21 protein-coding genes and 2 tRNA genes are annotated in these 20,157 nt (G+C 28.5%); 10 read left to right on the top strand and 13 right to left on the bottom strand.

The window, feature by feature from the left end:
* The first annotated feature begins 155 nt into the window (after window positions 1-155).
* From J3359_RS02930 to J3359_RS18385, 7 genes are all read left to right on the top strand, one after another.
* Window positions 156-2,054, top strand: coding sequence for a VWA domain-containing protein (locus tag J3359_RS02930; RefSeq protein ID WP_243765976.1), 1,899 nt, complete (start codon window positions 156-158; stop codon window positions 2,052-2,054).
* A gap of 53 nt (window positions 2,055-2,107) precedes the next feature.
* Window positions 2,108-2,902, top strand: a complete 795-nt coding sequence (locus tag J3359_RS02925; protein ID WP_208079258.1) for a cation efflux transmembrane domain-containing protein — start codon at window positions 2,108-2,110, stop codon at window positions 2,900-2,902.
* A gap of 146 nt (window positions 2,903-3,048) precedes the next feature.
* A complete protein-coding gene (locus J3359_RS02920) occupies window positions 3,049-3,408 on the top strand; it encodes a hypothetical protein (protein ID WP_208079257.1) in 360 nt (119 codons plus the stop codon).
* Between the two features lie 135 nt (window positions 3,409-3,543).
* Window positions 3,544-5,700 carry a TonB-dependent receptor gene (locus tag J3359_RS02915; protein WP_208079256.1) on the top strand — a complete coding sequence of 719 codons (2,157 nt, stop codon included), beginning with the start codon at window positions 3,544-3,546 and terminating at the stop codon, window positions 5,698-5,700.
* Between the two features lie 99 nt (window positions 5,701-5,799).
* Window positions 5,800-6,693 (top strand): cation diffusion facilitator family transporter, encoded by an 894-nt coding sequence (locus J3359_RS02910; protein WP_208079255.1) that lies wholly within the window; start codon window positions 5,800-5,802, stop codon window positions 6,691-6,693.
* Between the two features lie 46 nt (window positions 6,694-6,739).
* Window positions 6,740-7,570, top strand: coding sequence for a prohibitin family protein (locus tag J3359_RS02905; protein ID WP_208079254.1), 831 nt, complete (start codon window positions 6,740-6,742; stop codon window positions 7,568-7,570).
* 179 nt (window positions 7,571-7,749) lie between these two features.
* Window positions 7,750-7,878, top strand: coding sequence for a hypothetical protein (locus J3359_RS18385; RefSeq protein WP_302850199.1), 129 nt, complete (start codon window positions 7,750-7,752; stop codon window positions 7,876-7,878).
* A gap of 200 nt (window positions 7,879-8,078) precedes the next feature.
* Here the strand turns inward: J3359_RS18385 and J3359_RS02900 are convergent, their stop codons facing one another.
* The 3 genes from J3359_RS02900 to J3359_RS02890 all read right to left on the bottom strand — a co-directional run bounded on the left by J3359_RS02900 (window position 8,079) and on the right by J3359_RS02890 (window position 9,176).
* Window positions 8,079-8,882, bottom strand: coding sequence for a carboxypeptidase-like regulatory domain-containing protein (locus J3359_RS02900; protein ID WP_208079253.1), 804 nt, complete (start codon window positions 8,880-8,882; stop codon window positions 8,079-8,081).
* 90 nt (window positions 8,883-8,972) lie between these two features.
* A tRNA-Leu gene (locus tag J3359_RS02895) sits at window positions 8,973-9,056 on the bottom strand.
* A 47-nt stretch (window positions 9,057-9,103) separates the two neighbouring features.
* A tRNA-Lys gene (locus J3359_RS02890) sits at window positions 9,104-9,176 on the bottom strand.
* A gap of 92 nt (window positions 9,177-9,268) precedes the next feature.
* On the opposite strand from J3359_RS02890, the gene J3359_RS02885 reads away from it, so the two are divergent.
* Entirely contained in the window at window positions 9,269-9,784 is a 516-nt protein-coding gene (locus J3359_RS02885; RefSeq protein ID WP_208079252.1) for a shikimate kinase, read from the top strand.
* Here J3359_RS02885 and J3359_RS02880 read toward each other — a convergent pair.
* On the bottom strand, window positions 9,776-10,279 hold the full coding sequence (locus tag J3359_RS02880) for a phosphoribosyltransferase family protein (protein WP_208079251.1): 504 nt from the start codon (window positions 10,277-10,279) through the stop codon (window positions 9,776-9,778). The two genes, J3359_RS02885 and J3359_RS02880, sit on opposite strands and share 9 nt — an antisense overlap.
* On the bottom strand, window positions 10,276-10,656 hold the full coding sequence (locus J3359_RS02875) for an RNA-binding S4 domain-containing protein (protein WP_208079250.1): 381 nt from the start codon (window positions 10,654-10,656) through the stop codon (window positions 10,276-10,278). Before J3359_RS02875 ends, J3359_RS02880 begins: the two co-directional genes overlap by 4 nt.
* Before the next feature lie 81 nt (window positions 10,657-10,737).
* On the opposite strand from J3359_RS02875, the gene J3359_RS02870 reads away from it, so the two are divergent.
* The gene (locus J3359_RS02870) at window positions 10,738-11,568 is read left to right on the top strand and encodes an FKBP-type peptidyl-prolyl cis-trans isomerase (RefSeq protein WP_208079249.1); all 831 of its coding nucleotides are present in this window, start codon (window positions 10,738-10,740) and stop codon (window positions 11,566-11,568) included.
* A 458-nt stretch (window positions 11,569-12,026) separates the two neighbouring features.
* Here the strand turns inward: J3359_RS02870 and J3359_RS02865 are convergent, their stop codons facing one another.
* The 5 genes from J3359_RS02865 to smpB all read right to left on the bottom strand — a co-directional run bounded on the left by J3359_RS02865 (window position 12,027) and on the right by smpB (window position 15,917).
* Window positions 12,027-12,626, bottom strand: coding sequence for a porin family protein (locus tag J3359_RS02865; RefSeq protein WP_208079248.1), 600 nt, complete (start codon window positions 12,624-12,626; stop codon window positions 12,027-12,029).
* Window positions 12,627-12,673: 47 nt separating this feature from the next.
* Window positions 12,674-13,627, bottom strand: a complete 954-nt coding sequence (locus tag J3359_RS02860) for a transketolase family protein (RefSeq protein WP_208079247.1) — start codon at window positions 13,625-13,627, stop codon at window positions 12,674-12,676.
* 167 nt (window positions 13,628-13,794) lie between these two features.
* Window positions 13,795-14,373, bottom strand: coding sequence for a Maf family nucleotide pyrophosphatase (locus tag J3359_RS02855; RefSeq protein WP_208079246.1), 579 nt, complete (start codon window positions 14,371-14,373; stop codon window positions 13,795-13,797).
* Window positions 14,374-14,461: 88 nt separating this feature from the next.
* The gene (locus J3359_RS02850; RefSeq protein WP_208079245.1) at window positions 14,462-15,388 is read right to left on the bottom strand and encodes a geranylgeranylglycerol-phosphate geranylgeranyltransferase; all 927 of its coding nucleotides are present in this window, start codon (window positions 15,386-15,388) and stop codon (window positions 14,462-14,464) included.
* 64 nt (window positions 15,389-15,452) lie between these two features.
* Complete coding sequence (smpB, locus tag J3359_RS02845) at window positions 15,453-15,917, bottom strand: SsrA-binding protein SmpB (RefSeq protein ID WP_208079244.1); 465 nt, start codon at window positions 15,915-15,917, stop codon at window positions 15,453-15,455.
* A 97-nt stretch (window positions 15,918-16,014) separates the two neighbouring features.
* Here smpB and J3359_RS02840 point away from each other — a divergent pair, with 97 nt between their 5' ends.
* A complete protein-coding gene (locus J3359_RS02840) occupies window positions 16,015-16,755 on the top strand; it encodes a DUF6503 family protein (protein WP_208079243.1) in 741 nt (246 codons plus the stop codon).
* 58 nt (window positions 16,756-16,813) lie between these two features.
* On the opposite strand, the gene J3359_RS02835 is transcribed toward J3359_RS02840, so the two are convergent.
* The 3 genes from J3359_RS02835 to J3359_RS02825 are packed head-to-tail and all read right to left on the bottom strand — an operon-like array spanning window position 16,814 to window position 19,953.
* A complete protein-coding gene (locus J3359_RS02835; RefSeq protein ID WP_208079242.1) occupies window positions 16,814-19,246 on the bottom strand; it encodes a type IA DNA topoisomerase in 2,433 nt (810 codons plus the stop codon).
* Between the two features lie 48 nt (window positions 19,247-19,294).
* On the bottom strand, window positions 19,295-19,597 hold the full coding sequence (locus J3359_RS02830; RefSeq protein WP_208079241.1) for a type II toxin-antitoxin system RelE/ParE family toxin: 303 nt from the start codon (window positions 19,595-19,597) through the stop codon (window positions 19,295-19,297).
* Window positions 19,597-19,953, bottom strand: a complete 357-nt coding sequence (locus J3359_RS02825) for a hypothetical protein (RefSeq protein WP_208079240.1) — start codon at window positions 19,951-19,953, stop codon at window positions 19,597-19,599. The genes J3359_RS02830 and J3359_RS02825 overlap by 1 nt, the downstream gene beginning before the upstream one ends.
* Window positions 19,954-20,157: the final 204 nt, after the last annotated feature.

The raw sequence follows: 20,157 nt of genomic DNA, 5'->3' as shown, positions 1-20,157 counted from the left end.
TCCCTTGTTGTATTAATAAAAAATCATTGCAAACAACAACTATTTTATACATCATTATTGCTTTATTGTTCGCTGTTTCTATAGCTTTTTTTCAATATTATTATAAAGCAAAGCATAAGAGAAAAGTTACGATTTTACTTTTTTCTCTAAAAACATTGAGTGTTTTTTCGATTTTGTTGTTATTTATAAATCCTACAATCGAAAAAATAACCTTAGTAAACACAAAACCAACTTTGGCAGTTTTGGTTGATAATTCGAAGTCTGTTTCCTTTTTTAAGGAAGATAATAATGTAAAAGAATTATTGAATAGTATTGCTGATAATAAAGAATTAAACGAAAAGTTTGAAATTAAAACTTTTTCTTTCGGAAATCAATTACAAGTTTTAGATTCACTTTCTTTCAATAATAACGATACCAATATTTACGATGCCATTTCTTCTGTAAATGAGTTAAATAAAGACAAAAAAGCACCAGTTTTACTTATTTCCGATGGAAACCAAACCATTGGAAACGATTACGAATATATAAACTCTACACAACACATTTACCCAATTGTAATTGGAGATACCACAAAATACAAAGATTTAAAAATAAGTCAGTTAAACGTAAATAAATACAGTTATATAAAAAATAAATTTCCTGTTGAAGTAATTCTAAATTATGAAGGAACAGCAACTGTAAAAAGTAAATTTTCGATTTTCAATGGAGGAAAAACAGTTTTTTCTAAAAATGTAACGTTTTCAAGATTAGAAAATTCGAAAACAATTACTACAAATTTAACTTCCAATAAAGAAGGCGTAAATTATTACACAGCAAGTATTCGAAAAATCGAAGGAGAAAAAAACATAAGAAATAACACCAAAAGTTTCTCTATTGAAGTAATTAACGAGCAAACAAAAGTATTGATATTATCTTCTATTTTACACCCAGATTTGGGAGCTTTTAAAAAAGCAATAGAAAGTAATAAACAACGTTCTGTAGATATTCAATTGATAAATAAATTTAAAAATCAAATAAATGATTATCAGTTATTTATATTGTTTCAGCCAAACAATTTGTTTAACGTTATTTTGAACCAGGTTATTGAACGAAAACTGAATTTTTTATTGGTTTCTGGAACGAATACAAATTGGAACTTCATCAATAAAAAACAAGTAGGATTTTCTAAGAAAGCCATTAGTCAAACAGAAAATTACGGAGCGAATTACAACGAATCTTTTTTAACTTTTTTTCAAAAAGATATTGGTTTTAACGATTTTTCTCCCTTAAAAGATAAGTTTGGCGAAATTTCTTTTACTAGAGATCATCAAGATTTATTGTTGCAAAATATCAATGGAGTACAAACGCAGCAACCATTATTATCGGTTTTAGAGCAGAATAATCAAAAAACAGCGGTTTTATTTGGAGAAAGAATTTGGAAATGGCGTTCATTAAGTTTTTTAAATTCGAATTCTTTTCAAGATTTCGACCAATTTATTGGGAATTTAGTACAATATTTAGCTTCTAAAAAGAAGAGAAATCGATTAGAAATAAATACAAAAAGCTTATATCCAGCAAACTCTACCATAAACATTTCTGCTTTTTATGTAGATAAAAATTACAATTTCGATAATAGAGCTTCCTTAGAAATAACAATAACGAACAAAGAAACAAAAGAACTTACAAAACTTCCTTTCTCTTTAATAAATAAGTCTTTCCAAGCAACTGTAGAGAATCTTTCTTCAGGAGATTATAGCTATAAAGTTGCTGTTGTTGGACAGAAGATTTCTAAATACGGTCAATTTAAAATTACAGATTACGAAATAGAAGAACAGTTTACGCATGCAAATTCAGAAAAACTGCAAAAATTAGCAAAAAAAACAGGAGGGAAGCTGTTTTATAAGAATCAAACCAACACTTTGTTTGAAGATTTAATCGATAACAAAGCTTATTTTACAACACAAAAATCTACTACAAAAGAAGAGAATTTAATCGACTGGAAATGGATTTTATTTTTTGTGATTGGTTTATTTACTGCAGAGTGGTTTATTAGAAAATATTATGGAAAAATTTAATAAGAGATACTATTTTCTTTTGTTTAAATATTCCTGCATAACCCTAAACTTAAATGAAAAAAACAATATTTAAAATTACGAAAATGGATTGTCCTTCAGAGGAAAATCTAATTCGAATGAAGTTGAATGAAATTTCAAGTATTATTAATTTGGATTTTGATATTCCGAATCGAAAACTAACGATTTTTCATAATGGTAAAGCCGATCAAATCGAAAACTCAATAATTGAATTAAATTTGGGAGGTAAGAAAATTTCTACTGAACAAACTAATCAACAAGAATTTAAAGAAAATAAAAATCAAAAAAAGTTACTTTGGTCGGTACTTATAATAAACTTTGTGTTTTTTATAATTGAACTAACTACAGGAGTCATTTCAAAATCAATGGGATTAGTTGCAGATAGTTTAGATATGCTTGCAGATAGTTTTGTGTATGGAATTAGTTTATTTGCAGTTGGAGCAACAATAATTAAAAAAAAGTATATTGCAAAACTTGCTGGATATTTTCAAATAGCACTAGCAATTATAGGTTTTTTAGAAGTTTTAAGAAGATTTTTTGAGAGTGAAAAGCTTCCTAACTTTTCAACAATGATTATTGTTTCGGTTTTTGCACTTGTAGCAAATGGAATGTGTTTATATATCTTACAAAAATCAAAAAGTAAAGAAGAAGCTCACATGAAAGCTAGTTTAATTTTTACATCTAATGATATAATTATTAATTTAGGAGTAATAACTGCAGGAATTTTGGTAAATTATTTAAATACAAATAAACCAGATTTAATAATAGGAACAATCGTTTTTATTTTGGTTGTTCAAGGAGCATTCCGAATATTAAAATTAAGTAAGTAAAAATACTAAATTAGTAATATTAATAAAATAATTCTAATTACGGTATTATAACATTAAGTTTTAAATTTAACATGTATTAAAACGAGGTTAAAGAATTATTTATTACAGTTAATTCTTATTATTTTTGTAAAAATAATTTAATTTTTTTGAAACAATTATTCATCATATTATTTACGTTTTTGTTGCTTGCGCCACCAATGCAAGCTCATACAGATGTTGTTGTTTTTAATGAAGTTCCAGAACATCATTTAGATTTCGAATCGGATCATAAAGAACAACATAAAAACGATTCCGAACAAGAAAAGAACCAAGAACACCATCATCATTGCAATTCTATCAGTTTAATAAATATTTTTCTACCAGTAGAAAACCAAGTTATTTTCTCTAAATTTTCAGAAAATAATAAATTAATTATTTTTTATAAAAATGCTGATTATTCTTCTTACTTAGAAACAATTTTTCAGCCTCCAAGAAATTTTAAATTATTCTTACCCGAAAACTGTTAAATACAGTTTCACTTTTCCAAAAGAAAGGTATATGGAAACCTCTAAACTTTAGAGGAAATTTATGTATTACGCATCTTTTCATTCAAAAAGATGTCTATTAAGTACACAATTTTATAATTTAAAATATCAATTAAAATGATTAAAAATATACTAATAATCTTATTTATAGGGTTATTTACTAATACAACATTGGCACAAAATACGCTTAAAATAAAAGTAATTTCAGGAGAATCTAAAGAAACCATTTTTGGTGCAAACGTTCTTGTAAAAGACACAACTATTGGAAGTACAACAGATTTTAATGGATTGGCAACCATTAAAAAAATAGAAAACGGATTGCAAACCATCGTGGTTTCTTACGTTGGTTTCGAAACAGTTTCTAAGAAAATTACATTTCCAAGAACAAATAGATTATTGGTAATTGAATTACATGAAGATGAAGAATCTTTAGACGCAATTGTAATACAATCTACCAGAAGTAAAAGAAGTATTGCTAAAATACCTACAAGAATTGAAGTTATTGGAGCTGAAGAATTGGACGAAAAAGCAGCAATGAATTCAACAAATATTTCGATGGTTTTAAGAGAAAGTACAGGAATTCAAATGCAACAAACATCTGCAAATTCTGCGAACCAAAGTATTAGAATTCAGGGTTTAGATGGACGATTTACACAACTTTTAAAAGACGGATTTCCTTTATTTGGAGGGTTTTCTAGTGGTTTAAGTATCATGCAAATTCCGCCTTTAGATTTGCAACAAGTAGAAATTATCAAAGGAAGTTCTTCTACTTTATATGGTGGAGGCGCAATTGCTGGCTTGGTAAATTTAGTTTCAAAAAAACCAAAAGAAGAGCAAAAATTAAATATAATGTTAGATTATACATCCAGAAATGGAAAAACGGCAAATGTATTTTATAGTAATAAATTTAATAAATTGGGTTTTACATTATATACTTCTGCAAATTTTCAAAATAGTGTAGATGTTAATGAAGATCACTTTTCTGACATTCCAAAAGTAAGAAGTTTTAGTATCAATCCTTCTTTTTTTTATTATCCGAGCGAAAATGAAACTTGGAGGTTGAGTTTAAACTCTTCCTTAGAAAATAGAATTGGTGGAGATATAGATGTAATTAATGAAACCCCAAGTGGAAATCATCTTTTTTTTGAGGAAAATAAATCGGAACGTTATGCAACGCAATTAACGTATAACAAAGATATTTCAGAAAATAAAAGTTTCCATTTTAAAAATAGTTTAAGCTATTTTAAAAGAGACTTGTTGTTACAAAATTTTCAGTTTTTAGGTGCACAATTTGCAACCTTTACAGAAGCTACTTATAATTTATACAACGAAAAATCGGATTGGGTTTTTGGAGGAAATATTATTTCAGAAAATTTTAAAGAAGATGAAAATACAACAATAGATAGAAGTTACAGTCAATTTACGTTTGGAGGGTTTGCTCAAAATACTTGGAAGTTTAGTAATAATATGACCTTAGAAAGTGGTTTAAGAACAGATTATAACAATAATTATGGTGCTTTTATATTGCCAAGAACGTCTTTATTTATTGAATTTAACGATGTAATTTCCTCAAGAATAGGAGGCGGATTTGGGTATAAAATTCCAACTATTTTTACAGAAGATGCAGAATTACATTCGTATGAAAATGTTTTACCAATAAACACTAATAATTTTAAAGCTGAAACTTCCATAGGTTTTAACGCAGATGTAAATTATAAAACGAAAATTTTTAATAATCATGTTTCACTTTCGTTTAATCAGTTATTTTTCTATACGCAATTAGAAAATTCACTAATTTTAGAACAAAAAGGAACGGATTATGAATTTACAAATGCCAATAAACCTTTAAACAGTACTGGTTTTGAAACAAACCTAAAGTTAAAATACCGAGATTTTGTGTTGTTTACAAATTATGCATTTAATAATGTAAAAATAGAAAGTAATCAAAAAGCATTAACTCCAAAACACAGTTTTGGAGGCGTTTTAATGTATGAGGTAGATAATGCTTGGAGAATTGGTTACGAAGCCTACTATAAAAGTTCTCAATTTAGAAATAATAGAACTGAAACACCTAATTATTGGACAATGGGTTTTATGGTAATGAAAACGTTTAAAAATATTAGTTTGTATGCAAATTTCGAAAATTTTACAGATACAAAACAGCAAAACTATCAATCTATGATTGAAGCTCCTCATAATAATCCGACTTTTACAGATATTTGGGCACCAACAGATGGTTTTATATTTAATACAGGAATTTTAATAAAACTTTAAACTCAATAGACCAATAATTGCATCTTTTAAAGTAATTATTGGTCTATTATAAAAATAATTAACATAAAAGTAAGGAAGTATACTTCCTTGTCATAGCATATGGGACACAATCACAATCATCATCACGATTCATCATCAAAAAATATAGGAATAGCATTTTTTCTAAACCTATTTTTTACAATTATCGAATTTATTGGCGGCTTTTACACCAATAGTTTGGCAATTACGTCTGATGCAATACACGATTTAGGAGATAGTTTAAGTTTAGGAATGGCTTGGTGTTTTCAAAAAATATCTAATAAAAAAGCTTCTCAAACGTATTCTTATGGTTTTAAACGCTTTTCACTTTTAGGAGCGATAATTAATTCCGTTATTTTATTAATAGGTTCGTTTTTTATAATTTCGGAAGCAATTCCAAGAATTATAAACCCAGAAGCATCAGATGCAAAAGGAATGATGTGGCTTGCTATTTTAGGAATTATTGTAAATGGAGCAGCAGTTTTAAAACTAAAAGGAGGAACATCAATTAACGAACGTGTGGTTTCACTACATCTGTTAGAAGACGTTTTGGGTTGGGTAGCTGTTTTAATTGCAAGTGTTGTTATGCAGTTTTGGCATGTTCCTGTATTAGATCCCATTTTGTCGATATTAATTGCCTTATTTATCTTGTACAATGTTTTTAAAAATGGAAAAGAAAGCATAAGAATTATTTTACAAGGTGCTCCAATGGAAATTTCTGTGGATGCAATTCAAACGAAAATCCTTCAGCATAAAAAAATAAAAAACATACATGATTGCCATTTATGGTCTATGGATGGAGAGTATAATGTGTTTACGGCTCATTTAATTATTGAAGAATCGCTAAATAATGAAGAAAAAATAATCCTAAAAAAAGAAGTAAGAAAAATTTTGCATGGCGATTTTCATTTAGAACACATAACTTTAGAGTTAGAATTAGCAAACGAAGATTGTGGCTATATAGATTGTGTTTAATAAGTTTTAATCGTAAATTTGATAAAATTATAAAAAACAAATAAACATGGCAACAAGACAACCAGAACTTAGCTTCCCAAAAGGTGGTGTTCTTTTTATTATTATAGCAGTAATCGCTGTAATTATATTTTCAAAATCTACAGTAACTATTGGACCTGGAGAAGGAGGCGTTATTTTTGAAACCTTAGGAGATGGTATAGATACAGAAAAAACGTATGGAGAAGGGTTTCATTTAATGTTACCTTGGAATAAGATGATTATAAGAAAAGTGCGTCAGCAATCGATTTCCGATGAAATGAATGTGCTTTCTGTAAACGGTTTAGAAGTTAAAGTAAATGGAACCATTTGGTACGAACCAGAATTTGCTAATTTAGGTTCTTTAATTAAAACCAAAGGAGAAGATTACGAACGCGAATTATTGGACCCAGCCATAAATGCGGCTGCAAGAAGCGTTGTAGGTCGTTACACACCAGAGCAATTATATTCGAGTAAGAGAGACGTAATTGAGCAAGAAATCTTAGACGAAGTACAAAATATACTAAAAGGTCAGTTTTTATCTGTAAAAAGAGTTTTGGTAGAAGACGTGAAACTGCCAACTACGATTAGAACTGCCATTGAAACAAAATTAAAACAAGAACAAGAATCTTTAGAATATGAATTTAGACTAGCAAAAGCCAAAAAAGAGGCAGAAAGACAAAAAATTGATGCAGAAGGTAAAGCAATTGCGAACAAGATTTTAAGTGCTTCTTTAACCGATAAAATTTTACAAGAAAAAGGTATAGATGCTACTTTAGAGTTGTCTAAATCTTCTAATAGTAAAGTTATTGTAATTGGTTCTGGAAAAGATGGTTTACCAATTATCTTGGGAAATCAATAAAACTTAGAACTTTTTGATATCTAAAAATCTAGCTTCGGCTAGATTTTTTTTGTTTAACAAACTTTTAAGGAGGTTTGCCAAAATTGTGTTAAACAAAAAATATAGTGTAACTAATTAGATTTTGTTGCGTCTTATGGATGTAACAAAATTAGAAATAAAACATATTAAACATTATAATTATGAAATCATCACAAACCTTAGAAAGAGAAAACAAAAAATCAAATTCCTTTGAAACAATTCAATCTAAAAGACATACTTGGAATACAAGGAGAAAATATAATTACAAATACATTACAACTGTATTTTAGTTATTTAGTTAGTTTTTAATAGTTGATTAAGGTCGGGAGTTATGCTTCTGACCTTTTTCAATTTAACTAAAAACAGTTTAAATCTAATAAATATTTTTATCAAAATTATCTTAATAACGTACTGTTTAAAGTTCTATAATTTTTTGTAGTCTTGTTCTCTTTTAAAATTAGAACAAGTTTATAAATAATGATAATAAAATCTAATTCTTATCAGGAATTTTATTTCTTTCAATTTTTCCTTTCTTTTGTGCTTTATAATTTTCGTAGCAATCTAAAATGGCTTCAATTAATTGTAAATCAGAAGCTTTTTTAATAAAATAAGCAGAGTAATTACAGTCCGTTAACAAATCGGAAAGTTCTTGCCTGTCCATTTCTAAATACTCCATCATTACTTCTCTGTCGAATTTACCAGCTAGCATTTTACGTAAATCGTCTTCTTTTTTTAATTTTTTAAGCTTCTTTAATTGCTTTGGTTTATCTCCAAAGAGATTATAGAGAAAATCTACTGGTTGAAACAGTGCAGCAATAGGAGAGGAGAAGTCTTTGGCTCTTGGCTTACCAACTTCGTAAGTTTGTGGTAGCCCATTAATATGTATTCTTGTAAAACGATCTTTTGGCACTTGTTTTACATCAATTTCTAAAACACCAATTAATTTTGTAGATTTTATTACTACTTCTTTAACTTCTTCTGGTTTTTCAAATAACGCAATTTCAAGTTCATTACCTCTTAATAAATCGTTTGTAATTTTTAATTTTATAGAAGAATATCCTAAGAAAGAAACTAAAATTGTATCATTAACTCTTGTTGGTAACTCAAAAAAACCTTTTTCGTTGGTAATGGTTCCACTAACCGTATTTAAATTTAAAATATGTGCGGCACTCAACGCTTTTTTAGTTTCTGCATGAACAACCTGACCTTTTAACACTTTAATTTGTAAGCTGTCTTTTTGAGAAAATGTGCTTAAAGACAGGAATAAGCATAAAATAAATAGTAACTTTTGCATATTGCAATATTAATAATAATCCATTATACTTTGGTTAATTATTTGTGAAAGAAGTAAAAAATAAAGAAAAAGAGTTATAAAGTTTAAAAGTGCGCACGAGAAGACTCGAACTTCCACGAACTTGCGTTCACAGCCCCCTCAAGGCTGCGCGTCTACCAATTTCGCCACGTGCGCATTATTTTAAAGCAAAAAAGCCAAGCGTTAGCTTAACTTTTTCTTTGTGACCGGGCTGGGGCTCGAACCCAGGACCCTCTCCTTAAAAGGGAGATGCTCTACCAACTGAGCTACCAGGTCTTTTTAATCGGTTGCAAATATACTATCAATCATTGGAATTATTGGCATAATTTTGAAAAATTTTTAACGATATTTGCTAAAAATTAAATTTAATGAAAATTGTACTTTTGGGGTATATGGCTTCTGGTAAATCTACTATTGGAAAAAAGTTAGCTAAGAAGCTGTATCTTAATTTTATAGACTTGGATAATTATATTTCCGAGAAAGAGAAAATGAGTATTTCTGAAATATTTAAAACCAAAGGAGAAATTTATTTTAGAACAATTGAGCACAAATATTTGAAAGAAATTTTAAATTCTGATGAAAAATTTGTGCTTTCTTTGGGTGGAGGAACACCTTGTTATGCAAATAATATGGAGGTTATTTTAAATACTAATGTAAAATCGGTTTATATTAAGGCATCTATAAATACTTTGGTAGAAAGATTGGTAAAAGAAAAAAGAGAAAGACCTTTAGTTGCAAATTTGGAAAATGAAAAAATTACTGAATTTGTTGCAAAACATTTATTTGAACGTAGGTTTTTCTACGAACAAGCAAATTATTCTATTATTACTGATGGTAAAGAAGTTTCTGAAATTGTTACAGAACTAAGAATTTTGCTACACTAAATACGCTTTTGCTTCTTTTTTTGTAAACTCTACATGAATATGTTCTTTTATAGAGGTTGATAAAGAAATTCCTTTAAAATCTGCTTTAACAGGATATTTTTTATGATTTCTATTCACTAAAACAGCTGTTTTAAATCTTTTCAAAGGAACATCTAAAAAGTGTTTTATACCGTAAATTAAAGTCGTTCCAGAGTTTAAAACATCATCTACCAAAACCAAAGATTTATTTTTATAATTTTTAATTTCTAAGGAAGTGGTTACTTTTTCTAAAGGTTTTTTCTTATTTATTTGCACTTCACAAATGGTTACTTTTAAAGGAGATATTTCTTTTAAAATAGCGACAATTTTTTCTGCAAAAATATAACCATTCCCTATAATACCAGCAATTATAACTTCTTTTTCGGCACTGTTACTTTCATATATTTGATACGCAATTCTTCTAATTTTTTGCTGAATTTGTGTGGTGTCTAAAATTATGTTTGTTACAGTTATCATATCTCTTCAGTTGTATCTTCTTGGTAATTATCTATATCTCTTCTATCTTTTTTAGTTGGTCTTCCAGTACCTTTTTTACGATAGTAATCTTTGGCAAATTTTAATAATGCTGTTTTTTCAAATTCTTCTTTAGGTGTAACATCTTTTCTATATTGATCTACTAATTTAGCACCAACTCTACTTTCTGGTAAAGCTAAGACTTTAATTTGATAATTTATCTGGTTTTTTCTAACGACTATTAATTCTCCTCCAAAGACTTCTTTCGAAGGTTTTAAGTTGTTGCTATCTATTTTAACTTGCCCTTTTTTACAAGCTGTTGTCGCGATACTTCTTGTTTTAAAAACTCGAATACACCATAAATATTTATCTATCCTCATAAAAAAAGTTAAAATATACTGTTTGTCTTTTTACAAAGGTATAAAAATGGTAAATTGCACGCTTAAAATTATAGATTAAAAATGAATAAAATAAAAAATATCTTTGCACTGTTAATTGTAGCTTTAGTTATATTTAGTTCTTGTGATAATGATAGGAATGCTTTAGTAAACCCTTTTGCAGATGTAGATTATAAAGCTTTGGCGTTATCTGATAACGATTCTATAGTTAAGTTTTTAAAAACAAACTATTACGATGCTACAGAAGATTTGTTAAAACCTTTAGAAAGTGGCAAAACTGCTATTTTTGAAGATTCCAATAATTTAAAAATAGTGAAGGTAACTCAAAATGAAATTGAATATACCTTATATGCTTATATAACGGAAGAAGGAGTTTCTAATTCTGAAAAAAGTAATCCAACGAAATTAGATTCTGTTTTTGTAAATAGAACAGGAGTTTTTTTATCAAAAAATAAACTTATTACAGATAAACCTTTTGATGTTGGAAATCAATCGTGGTGGAGTTTAGCACCAACTTTTAATGCAGTTATTTCAGCGCCATCGCCAATATCTGGTTGGACAAATGGTTTTCCTTTTTTTAAGAGTGGAGAAAATATTACAAATAATGGACCTATAACTTATAAAAATACGGGTAAAGGTTATCTTTTTATACCAAGTGGATTGGCATATCCATCTATAAATTATGTTGTTGGTAGGTCTCCAAGTGAAAGACCTTATGATCGAATTTTGGTTTTTAAAGTAGAACTTTTAGATTTTGTTAAAGACACTGATCATGACAATGATGGAAAGCCATCAATACAAGAAGACGCAAATGGAGATGGAGATGTTACCAATGATTTTAGTGATTCCGAAAAACCTAAATTACCAGATTATCTGAATCCGAATATAAAGTAGAAAATTCAAATTTTATTGAATAAATTATATAGAAAATGCTCTTGGGAAACCAAGAGCATTTTTGTTTTATTAAATCTTTAAAATATGTGTTTTTTTAAATTAAGATAGCAAATAAATCTTGTTAATTAACGTGAGTTAGATGTACTACTAACTGATTGCAAGTTTCTTAAATATGTTTTAAAAATTAATTTTACTCGGATGACGTAAAATGAGGAATCTCACAAATTACAAATTATGAGATTTCTCCTATCATCGAAATTACACAAAGAACAAAACATACGTCAATACACTAAAATAGAATTGTATATTGTTTCTTAAATAAACTCTCACGTTATAAGAAAAAGATTTATAAGAGATTTTAATAATAATAACGTTATTACTGAATATGAATAAAGTTGTAGAAAAAAAATGCTCTTGAGAAATCAAGAGCATTTTTTTAATATAAAATTTCTAAATAATTACAACTTTAAAGAAAGACCAAAAATTATTTGATTCGTTCTATTGTCTACTGAGACATTGGCAAATTTAGCTTCCGAACTCGATAATCCTCGTTCCCAACGAACATCTACACCTAATCTTCCAAATTCAACACCAACTCCCATTTGTAAACCTACAGAAAATTTATCAAACTCTTTTACTGATAAGCCATCAAATTTAAAATTATCGTCTAAAATATATTGAAAAGAAGGACCGATAAATGCATTTGCAATTCCAAAAAACTTCTTTCCTAATAAAACAGGTACATCAAGTTTCTTAAATTTATAACTTGTAGTACTATTGTTATTGTTGTTATATTCACTTTTTACTTGTGTGTATACAAGTTCTGGCCTTAAGTATAAACCAACAACTGGAATCTTAAAACGAGTCCAAACTCCTGCGTGGAAACCCGCTTTAGATTTTGCTCCTTTTATTACATCATTTCCAGCGGATTTAAATGTAACATCTCCGTTATTATTGTAGTTTACACCTCCTTTTAGACCAAAGTCTACTTGAGCATTCGAAGTTTGGCTAAATGCAAACGCAAAAGTCAAACAGATTAATAAAATTACTTTTTTCATGATTTTAATTTTTAAATTTATTTATTGGATTTTTGTTATAAACGAATTTATTTTCTAGAAATTACTTTTTTAACAGCTTTTATTACAGCATTTGCATCTAAACCATATTTTGCCATTAATTGATCTGGAGTTCCAGACTCTCCAAAAGTATCGTTGGTTGCCACAAATTCTTGTGGAGTAGGGGTATTTAATGCTAAACATCTTGCAACACTTTCTCCTAAACCTCCAAATTTGTTATGCTCTTCTGCTGTAACAATACAACCCGTTTTTGCAATAGATTTTAAGATAATTTCTTCATCTAATGGTTTAATGGTGTGAATGTTTATTACTTCTACAGAAATACCTTCTGCTTCTAATTTTTCTGCAGCTTGTAAAGATTCCCAAACTAAATGTCCTGTAGCAACAATTGTTACGTCTGTACCTTCTGTTAATTGAATTCCTTTACCAATTTCAAATTTAGCATCTTCTGGCATAAAAACAGGTACTTTTGGTCTTCCAAAACGCAAGTAAACAGGACCATCAAAATCTGCAATGGCAATCGTTGCTGCCTTTGTTTGGTTATAATCACAAGGATTTATAACGGTCATTCCAGGTAACATTTTCATTAAACCGATGTCTTCTAAAATTTGGTGTGTTGCTCCATCTTCACCTAAAGTAACTCCTGCATGAGATGCACATATTTTTACATTTTTACCAGAATATGCAACAGATTGACGAATTTGATCGTAAACACGCCCAGTAGAAAAGTTTGCAAATGTTCCAGTAAAAGGAATTTTACCACCAATGGTTAAACCAGCAGCAATTCCAATCATATTTGCTTCTGCAATACCAACTTGGAAAAATCTTTCTGGATTTTCTTTAATAAATTGATCCATTTTTAAAGAGCCAATTAAATCTGCACATAAAGCAACTACGTTAGGGTTTGTTCTTCCTAATTCAGTTAAACCGTCTCCAAAACCAGAACGTGTGTCTTTTTTTTCTGTGAATGTGTATTTTTTCATTATAAATTTATAAAAATGTTGTGTTGTAAAATTCGACGTAAAAATAAACTTTTATTTCACTTTAAAGAAGAGAAAAGAAGTTTTAGAAAAAAGACTTTTTAACAGTTTGTGAGGAAGTCTTAAAATTATGTATTTAAAAATTGATTAAAGGTGTTAAAATTATAAAATTATAAAATTATTAGCTCTTTGTAGAGTTTGTGAACAGGCAAGCCAACCACATTAAAATAACTTCCTTGTAGGTTTTCAATGGCTATAAAGCCAATCCATTCTTGAATTCCGTAAGCGCCTGCTTTATCAAAAGGTTTGTAGTTTTTTATGTAATAATTAATTTCTTCATCAGTTAAATCTTTAAATGTAACAGTGGTAATGTCTGTAATTATTTTTTGAAAATTCTTGTTTTTTATGCTAATAGAGGTAATTACTTCGTGATTTTTACCTGATAAACTGCGTAACATACCAAAAGCTTCTGCTGCGTCTTTTGGTTTTCCTAACATTTTGTTTTCTAGCCAAACAATGGTGTCTGAAGTAATTAGAAGGTCCTTTTTAGACAAATCTATAAATGGCTTGGACTTTAAATCTGCCAAATATTCTGTAATTTCTTTTCCTTTTAATTCTTTCGGATACATTTCTTCAACTTCTTTTAATTGAATTGTAAAATTGATATCTAAATCTTTGAAGAATTGCTGTCTTCTTGGAGATTTTGAAGCGAGAATTATATTGTAATTTTTTAGTTTTTGTTTTAACATTGTTTTTGTCTGGTTTAGCGGAGTCGAAACCTATAAATTTATTTAGTATTTATAACCTCTCGAATAAGATCGAGAGAACATTTTACTGTTAAGTTATCGTAAATAATAACATCGATAAAATTCCGAATAGCATAATTCCTTTCATTAAATTACTTAATTTGGAAAAATCTTTTTTCTTTTCTGCTTTTATTAATAAATACATAAAATAGAGGAAAGGTAAGAGAATAAACACAATTCCATAGATTAAGAAAATGGTTTCACTTTTAATAAATTGCAGAACAATTAGTAGAAAAACCAATAGGATACAGCAAAAGAAAAAAGCGACTTTAGAAGCTCTTTTTCTACCAAATAAAATGGGTAAAGTCTTGGCTTTTATTTTTATATCTCCATCTACATCTTCGATATCTTTTATAATTTCTCTTATTAATGTTGTTAGAAAAGCGAAAAATGAATACGAAATTACGGGTACCCAAATTTGTAAAAATAAGATAGAATTAGTTTGTTCTTTTTGTGTTAATTGCCAAAACTCAATATACTTAAAGTCATAGAGATAAATAATATAAATAACTAAAGCAATAAAACACGAAATAATAAAATTACCAATAAGTAATTTTTTCTTTAAAACCTTTGAATATAAAAAAAGGCCAAAAATGGTGATAAAAAAAATAGATATAAATACATAAAGAGGTTTAGAAATTGAAACATAAATAGCCAATAAAAAACCTAATGAATTTAATAAGAAATAACTATTCCAAGCTTTTTTTGTGGATATTATAGTAGTAACAAAAACTTTATTTGGTTTGTTAATTTTATCGGCTTCAATATCAAAAATATCATTAATAATATAACCTCCAGCAGTTATTAAAAGTACAGATAAAGTGAGAAAAATAAATTCTAAATTCGATAAATAACTATTTTTAATAAAAGAATGAATGAAAGCATATTTCGTTAAAACCATCGTTAATAAAACCATTAAAAGGTTTTTGTAACGAATAAGTTTTAAGAAAGCAATCATAAATAAAGATTATTAAAAAGATCATTCAGGTTTTTAAAACCTAAATGGTTTAAAGATATAGTTATTAGGAATTAAAACTCTTTTTAATTCTCGCCAAGTCACGTTTATTGTCGCGATCTTTTATAACTTCACGTTTGTCGTGTGTTTGTTTACCTTTTGCCAAAGCGATTTCCAATTTCGCAAAACCCCTGTCATTTATAAACAAACGAAGTGGCACAATTGTATTTCCTTTCGCCTCCACATCTTTTTTTAAACTTCGCAATTCACGTTTGTGCATTAACAATCTGCGCTCACTTTTTGGCTTGTGATTAAAGTGATGCCCAAACATATATTCTTGAATGTACATATTTACAATAAACAATTCTCCACGATCGTTAAACTCACAAAAGCTCTCTGTAATTCTTGCCTGGCTTTGTCTTATCGATTTTATTTCTGTTCCAGTCAATTGAATTCCAGCCACATATTTGTCGAGAATTTCATATTCGAAACGTGCTTTTTTATTTTTTATGTTGATGTTTTTCTGAACCATCAATAATCAATTTTTATTTTTAACAAAGATACATTTTTAGATTCGGGAAAGAAACGTAATTTTGATTTCTATTTTCTCTCAAATCAAACAAAACTCTATGAGATATTTGCCTATATGTTTACTTCTCTTTTTAATTTCTTGTAAAACTTCCGAAAAAAAACTCACTGCTCAACAAATTATCGATAAAACAATTTTGTATTCTGGAGCAGATAAAGTGGCAAATTCCGATATTTCTTTTCGCTTTAGAGATAAGAAATACAACGCAGTTCGTAAAAACGGAAACTTTAAATTAACTCGTACTTTTAACCTCGATAATAAACAATTTACAGACGAAATAACCAACACTGGGTTTAAAAGATTTATAAATGGTAAGCAAATTCAGGTAGCAGATACTATACTAAACAGTATCGCAAATTCGGTAAATTCTGTGCATTATTTTTCGGTTTTGCCTTATGCTTTAAACGATAAAGCAGTTAACAAAAAATTGCTTCCTTCTGTAACTGTTAAAGAAAAAAAATACTATAAAATTGAAGTTACATTTAGAAAAGATGGAGGAGGAGAAGATTTCGAAGATGTATTTATTTATTGGATTGGAAAAGACGATTTTTTAATTGATTATATGGCATATTCTTACCACATAAATGGAGGTGGAAAACGCTTTCGAGTTTTAAAAGAACAATGTGTAAAAAACGGAATTCGTTTTGTAGATTATTATAATTACAAACCTATAAATAAAGAAATTAGCCTACTAAATATAGATAAAGCCTTCGAAAAAAATCAGCTCGAAAAAGTATCCGAAATTATTTTAGAAGATATACAAGTAACTATTTTAGAGTAGTTTTTTGAAATTTATTTTGAGCGTAAAAAGAAAGATTGGAATGATAAAAATGTAAAGATTATTTCGAAATAATTTCAATAACCAATTCCTTAGTTAAAGGTTTGCCATTCGCTATTTTCTTAATAGTATCGAACGTAAAAACAAAATCGCAACCATTTTTATAGTTTGAACAACCATAAGCTGTTTTTCCTTTTAAAATGGTTCCTTTTTTACATTTCGGACACGAGATTTTATTCTTGTCATTTCGACCTTGTAGAGAAATCTCATTCTCACTCTCACTCTTTTTTGCAATAGCTTTTTGTTTCGGTTCTAATTTTAAATTAAATCTATCATCAAAACGAACCAAGCCCTCGATTTTACCAGCTTCGGTTTTAAAGCCTTTTAGATTTGTAGTACAACCTTTATCAATCAAACGAATTATTTGATTTTCAGAAACCTTCTTTCCATAAATTTCAAACGGAATTTTTAAATCGCAATTATTTTTATATTCAGAACAACCAAAGGCAGTAGAGCCTTTTAATAAGTGGCCTTTTTTACATTTCGGACAGGTTTTTCCTGCGACTTGTTTTTTCTTTTTGTCATTTCGACCTTGTGGAGATTTCTCGATTGTGCTTGAATTAACAGCCTTATTAGAAGAGATTCGCTTTTTAGAAGTATTAGAACGCACTTCATATACCAATTCATCCACCATTTTTTTCATGTTATTTATGAAAGTTCCAGCGTTGAATTCTCCACGTTCAATTTCTTTTAAACGTTTTTCCCAACGTCCAGTTAATTCTGCAGATTTTAATAATTCATTGTCGATAATATTAATTAAATCGATGCCTGTTTGTGTTGGTAAAACGAGTTTTTTCTTACGTTCTATGTATTTTCTTTTAAATAAAGTTTCAATAATACTTGCACGCGTAGAAGGTCTTCCAATTCCGTTTTCTTTCATGAGTTCGCGCATTTCATCATCATCTACTTGCTTTCCAGCAGTTTCCATGGCACGTAATAAACTTGCTTCTGTAAAATTTCTTGGTGGTTTGGTTTCTTTTTCTAAAAAAGATGGTTCATGTGGTCCTTTTTCACCTTTTACAAAATTTGGTAGTAAACTTTTAGCATCTTTATTTTGAGATTTCTCTCCCGAAATTTCGGGATTACTCGAAATGACATTAGGGTTACTTTTGTCATTTCGACCTTGTATAGAAATCTTATCTTCTTGATAATTTTTATCAAAAACTACTCGCCAACCTTTGGTTAAGATTTCTTTTCCTGTTGTTTTAAAAGGAACATCCGCAGCTTTTCCAATTACGGTAGTATTGGAAACATTTGAATCTGGATAAAAAACACCAATAAATCTTCGGGTAATAATATCATATACTTGTTGCTGATTGTATTGTAAATTACCCTGAATTCCTGTTGGAATTATGGCATGGTGATCTGTTACTTTTTTATCATCAAAAACACGTTTCGATTTTTTTATTTTCTTTCCTAAAAGTGGTTCTGTTAATTTACTATAATTAGTTAATTTCGATAAAATTCCTGCAACTTTTGGATACACATCATTGGGTAAAAAAGTAGTATCAACTCTTGGATAGGTTACTACTTTCATCTCATATAACTTCTGAACCATTTTTAAGGTTTCATCCGCAGAAAACCCGAATTTATTGTTACAATACACTTGTAAACCTGTTAAATCGAACAATTTAGGCGCGTATTCTTTACCTTTCTTTTTGGTAACAGAAACAATTTCAAAATTATGTTGTGCTACTTTATCTGCTAGAACTTGCCCATCTTCTTGTTTTAGAAAGCGCCCCTCTTCATAATTAAAAAGTGTATTTCTGTAGGTAGTTTGCAATTCCCAATAAGGTTGTGGTTTAAAATTACGAATTTCCTCAAAACGATTCACCAACATGGCTAGGGTAGGAGTTTGCACTCTTCCGACTGATAAAACTTGTTTGTAACCACCAAATTTTACGGTGTATAAACGAGTTGCATTCAAACCTAAAAGCCAATCTCCAATGGCTCTGGAATATCCTGCATAATACAAATTATCATATTGTTCAGCAGGTTTTAAATTGTTGAAACCTTCTTTTATCGCTTCTTCAGTTAAAGATGAAATCCATAAACGTTGTACTTTTCCTTTATAGTTACATTGGTTAATTACCCAACGTTGAATGAGTTCTCCTTCTGTTCCTGCATCCCCACAATTAATAACAACATTTGCTTTTTCAAAGAGACTTTTTACAATATCGAATTGCTTTTTAATTCCAGAATCGCCAGTAACTTTGGTGTCAAAACGTTCTGGAAGCATGGGTAAGTTGTTTAAATCCCAACTTTTCCAATGAGGTTTGTAATCTTTAGGCTCTAAAAGTGTGCATAAATGTCCGAAAGTGTAGGTAACAGCATAGCCATTTCCTTCGTAGAAACCATCACGTTTTGTGTTGGCTCCTAGAATATTAGCAATTTCTCTTGCTACACTTGGTTTCTCGGCAATACAGACTTTCAATGTTGCTTATTCTTTGGAGGTCGAAAGTAAGAAAATATTTAGTAAGTTTTATAAATCCTTGTATAACTTATTAGGGTTTTGTTTGGTGTCGAAGATTGTAATTATTTCTATTTCTTGAAGTTTTTCAGAAACTCGATAAAATAAAGTTGTTTGTTTAGTGATTACGCATTTATAAAGTCCTTTGTATTCAAAAGATTCTATACAATTATAAGGATGCGTTTTTATTTGCGAAATTTTAAGATCAAATTTTTTAAGAAAATCGTTTTTAACTTGTAAGTTCCAGTTTTCTAATAAATAATCTGTTAACTTTTTAAACCTAAATTTTGCGATTTCAGAAAAATAAATATTCATTAAGAAATTTCTTTCAAAACAGCTTCGTAAGAATATCTTTTTCCTTCATTTAATTGTTTGATTCCCAGATTTATTTCGTCTTTTTGAGTAGGGCTTAATTTATGCCAGAAATCATTTTTTTGCCAAAGAATATTTTCAAGTTTATTAATAGTTTCTTTATCTTTTAAATTGATAAATTCTTTAATAAACTCTAATTTACTATTTCTATGAGAAGAAATAAAAGTTTCATAATCAGTAGTTTCTTCATTAAGAATTTCTAAATCTGCTTTTTCAATTTCTTCTTTTTGAGCCAAACTTAATTCATTCCAAAATTCTTTTTTTTCTTCTTTTATAAGATTTGCAACTTTCTCAATCAATTCAGTTTTTTCAATATTTAGAATTTGTTTTATTAATTCTAATTTTATGCCTTGAATATCCAGATTGTTTTTATCTTTTGATAAAGATAAGGAATTTAATAATAGAAAATTTTATGTGTTTTTTAATTGAGTCACGAATGCACAAATTTTAAAAATCAAAGATTTTTCATGTTAAATTTATAATTCTTGAATTCGTGGCAATTT

The sequence above is a fragment of the Polaribacter cellanae genome, from assembly GCF_017569185.1.
Classification (GTDB): domain Bacteria; phylum Bacteroidota; class Bacteroidia; order Flavobacteriales; family Flavobacteriaceae; genus Polaribacter; species Polaribacter cellanae.
This window is presented reverse-complemented; position numbering and strand designations above follow the sequence as displayed.

Bases quoted from the DNA above. Each gene is read 5' to 3' on its own strand.
- J3359_RS02925 (WP_208079258.1), top strand. From the start codon at position 2,108: ATGAAAAAAACAATATTTAAAATTACGAAAATGGATTGTCCTTCAGAG.
- J3359_RS02915 (WP_208079256.1), top strand. From the start codon at position 3,544: ATGATTAAAAATATACTAATAATCTTATTTATAGGGTTATTTACTAAT.
- J3359_RS02910 (WP_208079255.1), top strand. From the start codon at position 5,800: ATGGGACACAATCACAATCATCATCACGATTCATCATCAAAAAATATA.
- J3359_RS02905 (WP_208079254.1), top strand. From the start codon at position 6,740: ATGGCAACAAGACAACCAGAACTTAGCTTCCCAAAAGGTGGTGTTCTT.
- J3359_RS18385 (WP_302850199.1), top strand. From the start codon at position 7,750: ATGAAATCATCACAAACCTTAGAAAGAGAAAACAAAAAATCAAATTCC.
- J3359_RS02900 (WP_208079253.1), bottom strand. From the start codon at position 8,882: ATGCAAAAGTTACTATTTATTTTATGCTTATTCCTGTCTTTAAGCACA.
- J3359_RS02885 (WP_208079252.1), top strand. From the start codon at position 9,269: ATGAAAATTGTACTTTTGGGGTATATGGCTTCTGGTAAATCTACTATT.
- J3359_RS02880 (WP_208079251.1), bottom strand. From the start codon at position 10,279: ATGATAACTGTAACAAACATAATTTTAGACACCACACAAATTCAGCAA.
- J3359_RS02875 (WP_208079250.1), bottom strand. From the start codon at position 10,656: ATGAGGATAGATAAATATTTATGGTGTATTCGAGTTTTTAAAACAAGA.
- J3359_RS02870 (WP_208079249.1), top strand. From the start codon at position 10,738: ATGAATAAAATAAAAAATATCTTTGCACTGTTAATTGTAGCTTTAGTT.
- J3359_RS02865 (WP_208079248.1), bottom strand. From the start codon at position 12,626: ATGAAAAAAGTAATTTTATTAATCTGTTTGACTTTTGCGTTTGCATTT.
- J3359_RS02860 (WP_208079247.1), bottom strand. From the start codon at position 13,627: ATGAAAAAATACACATTCACAGAAAAAAAAGACACACGTTCTGGTTTT.
- J3359_RS02855 (WP_208079246.1), bottom strand. From the start codon at position 14,373: ATGTTAAAACAAAAACTAAAAAATTACAATATAATTCTCGCTTCAAAA.
- J3359_RS02850 (WP_208079245.1), bottom strand. From the start codon at position 15,388: ATGATTGCTTTCTTAAAACTTATTCGTTACAAAAACCTTTTAATGGTT.
- smpB (WP_208079244.1), bottom strand. From the start codon at position 15,917: ATGGTTCAGAAAAACATCAACATAAAAAATAAAAAAGCACGTTTCGAA.
- J3359_RS02840 (WP_208079243.1), top strand. From the start codon at position 16,015: ATGAGATATTTGCCTATATGTTTACTTCTCTTTTTAATTTCTTGTAAA.
- J3359_RS02830 (WP_208079241.1), bottom strand. From the start codon at position 19,597: ATGAATATTTATTTTTCTGAAATCGCAAAATTTAGGTTTAAAAAGTTA.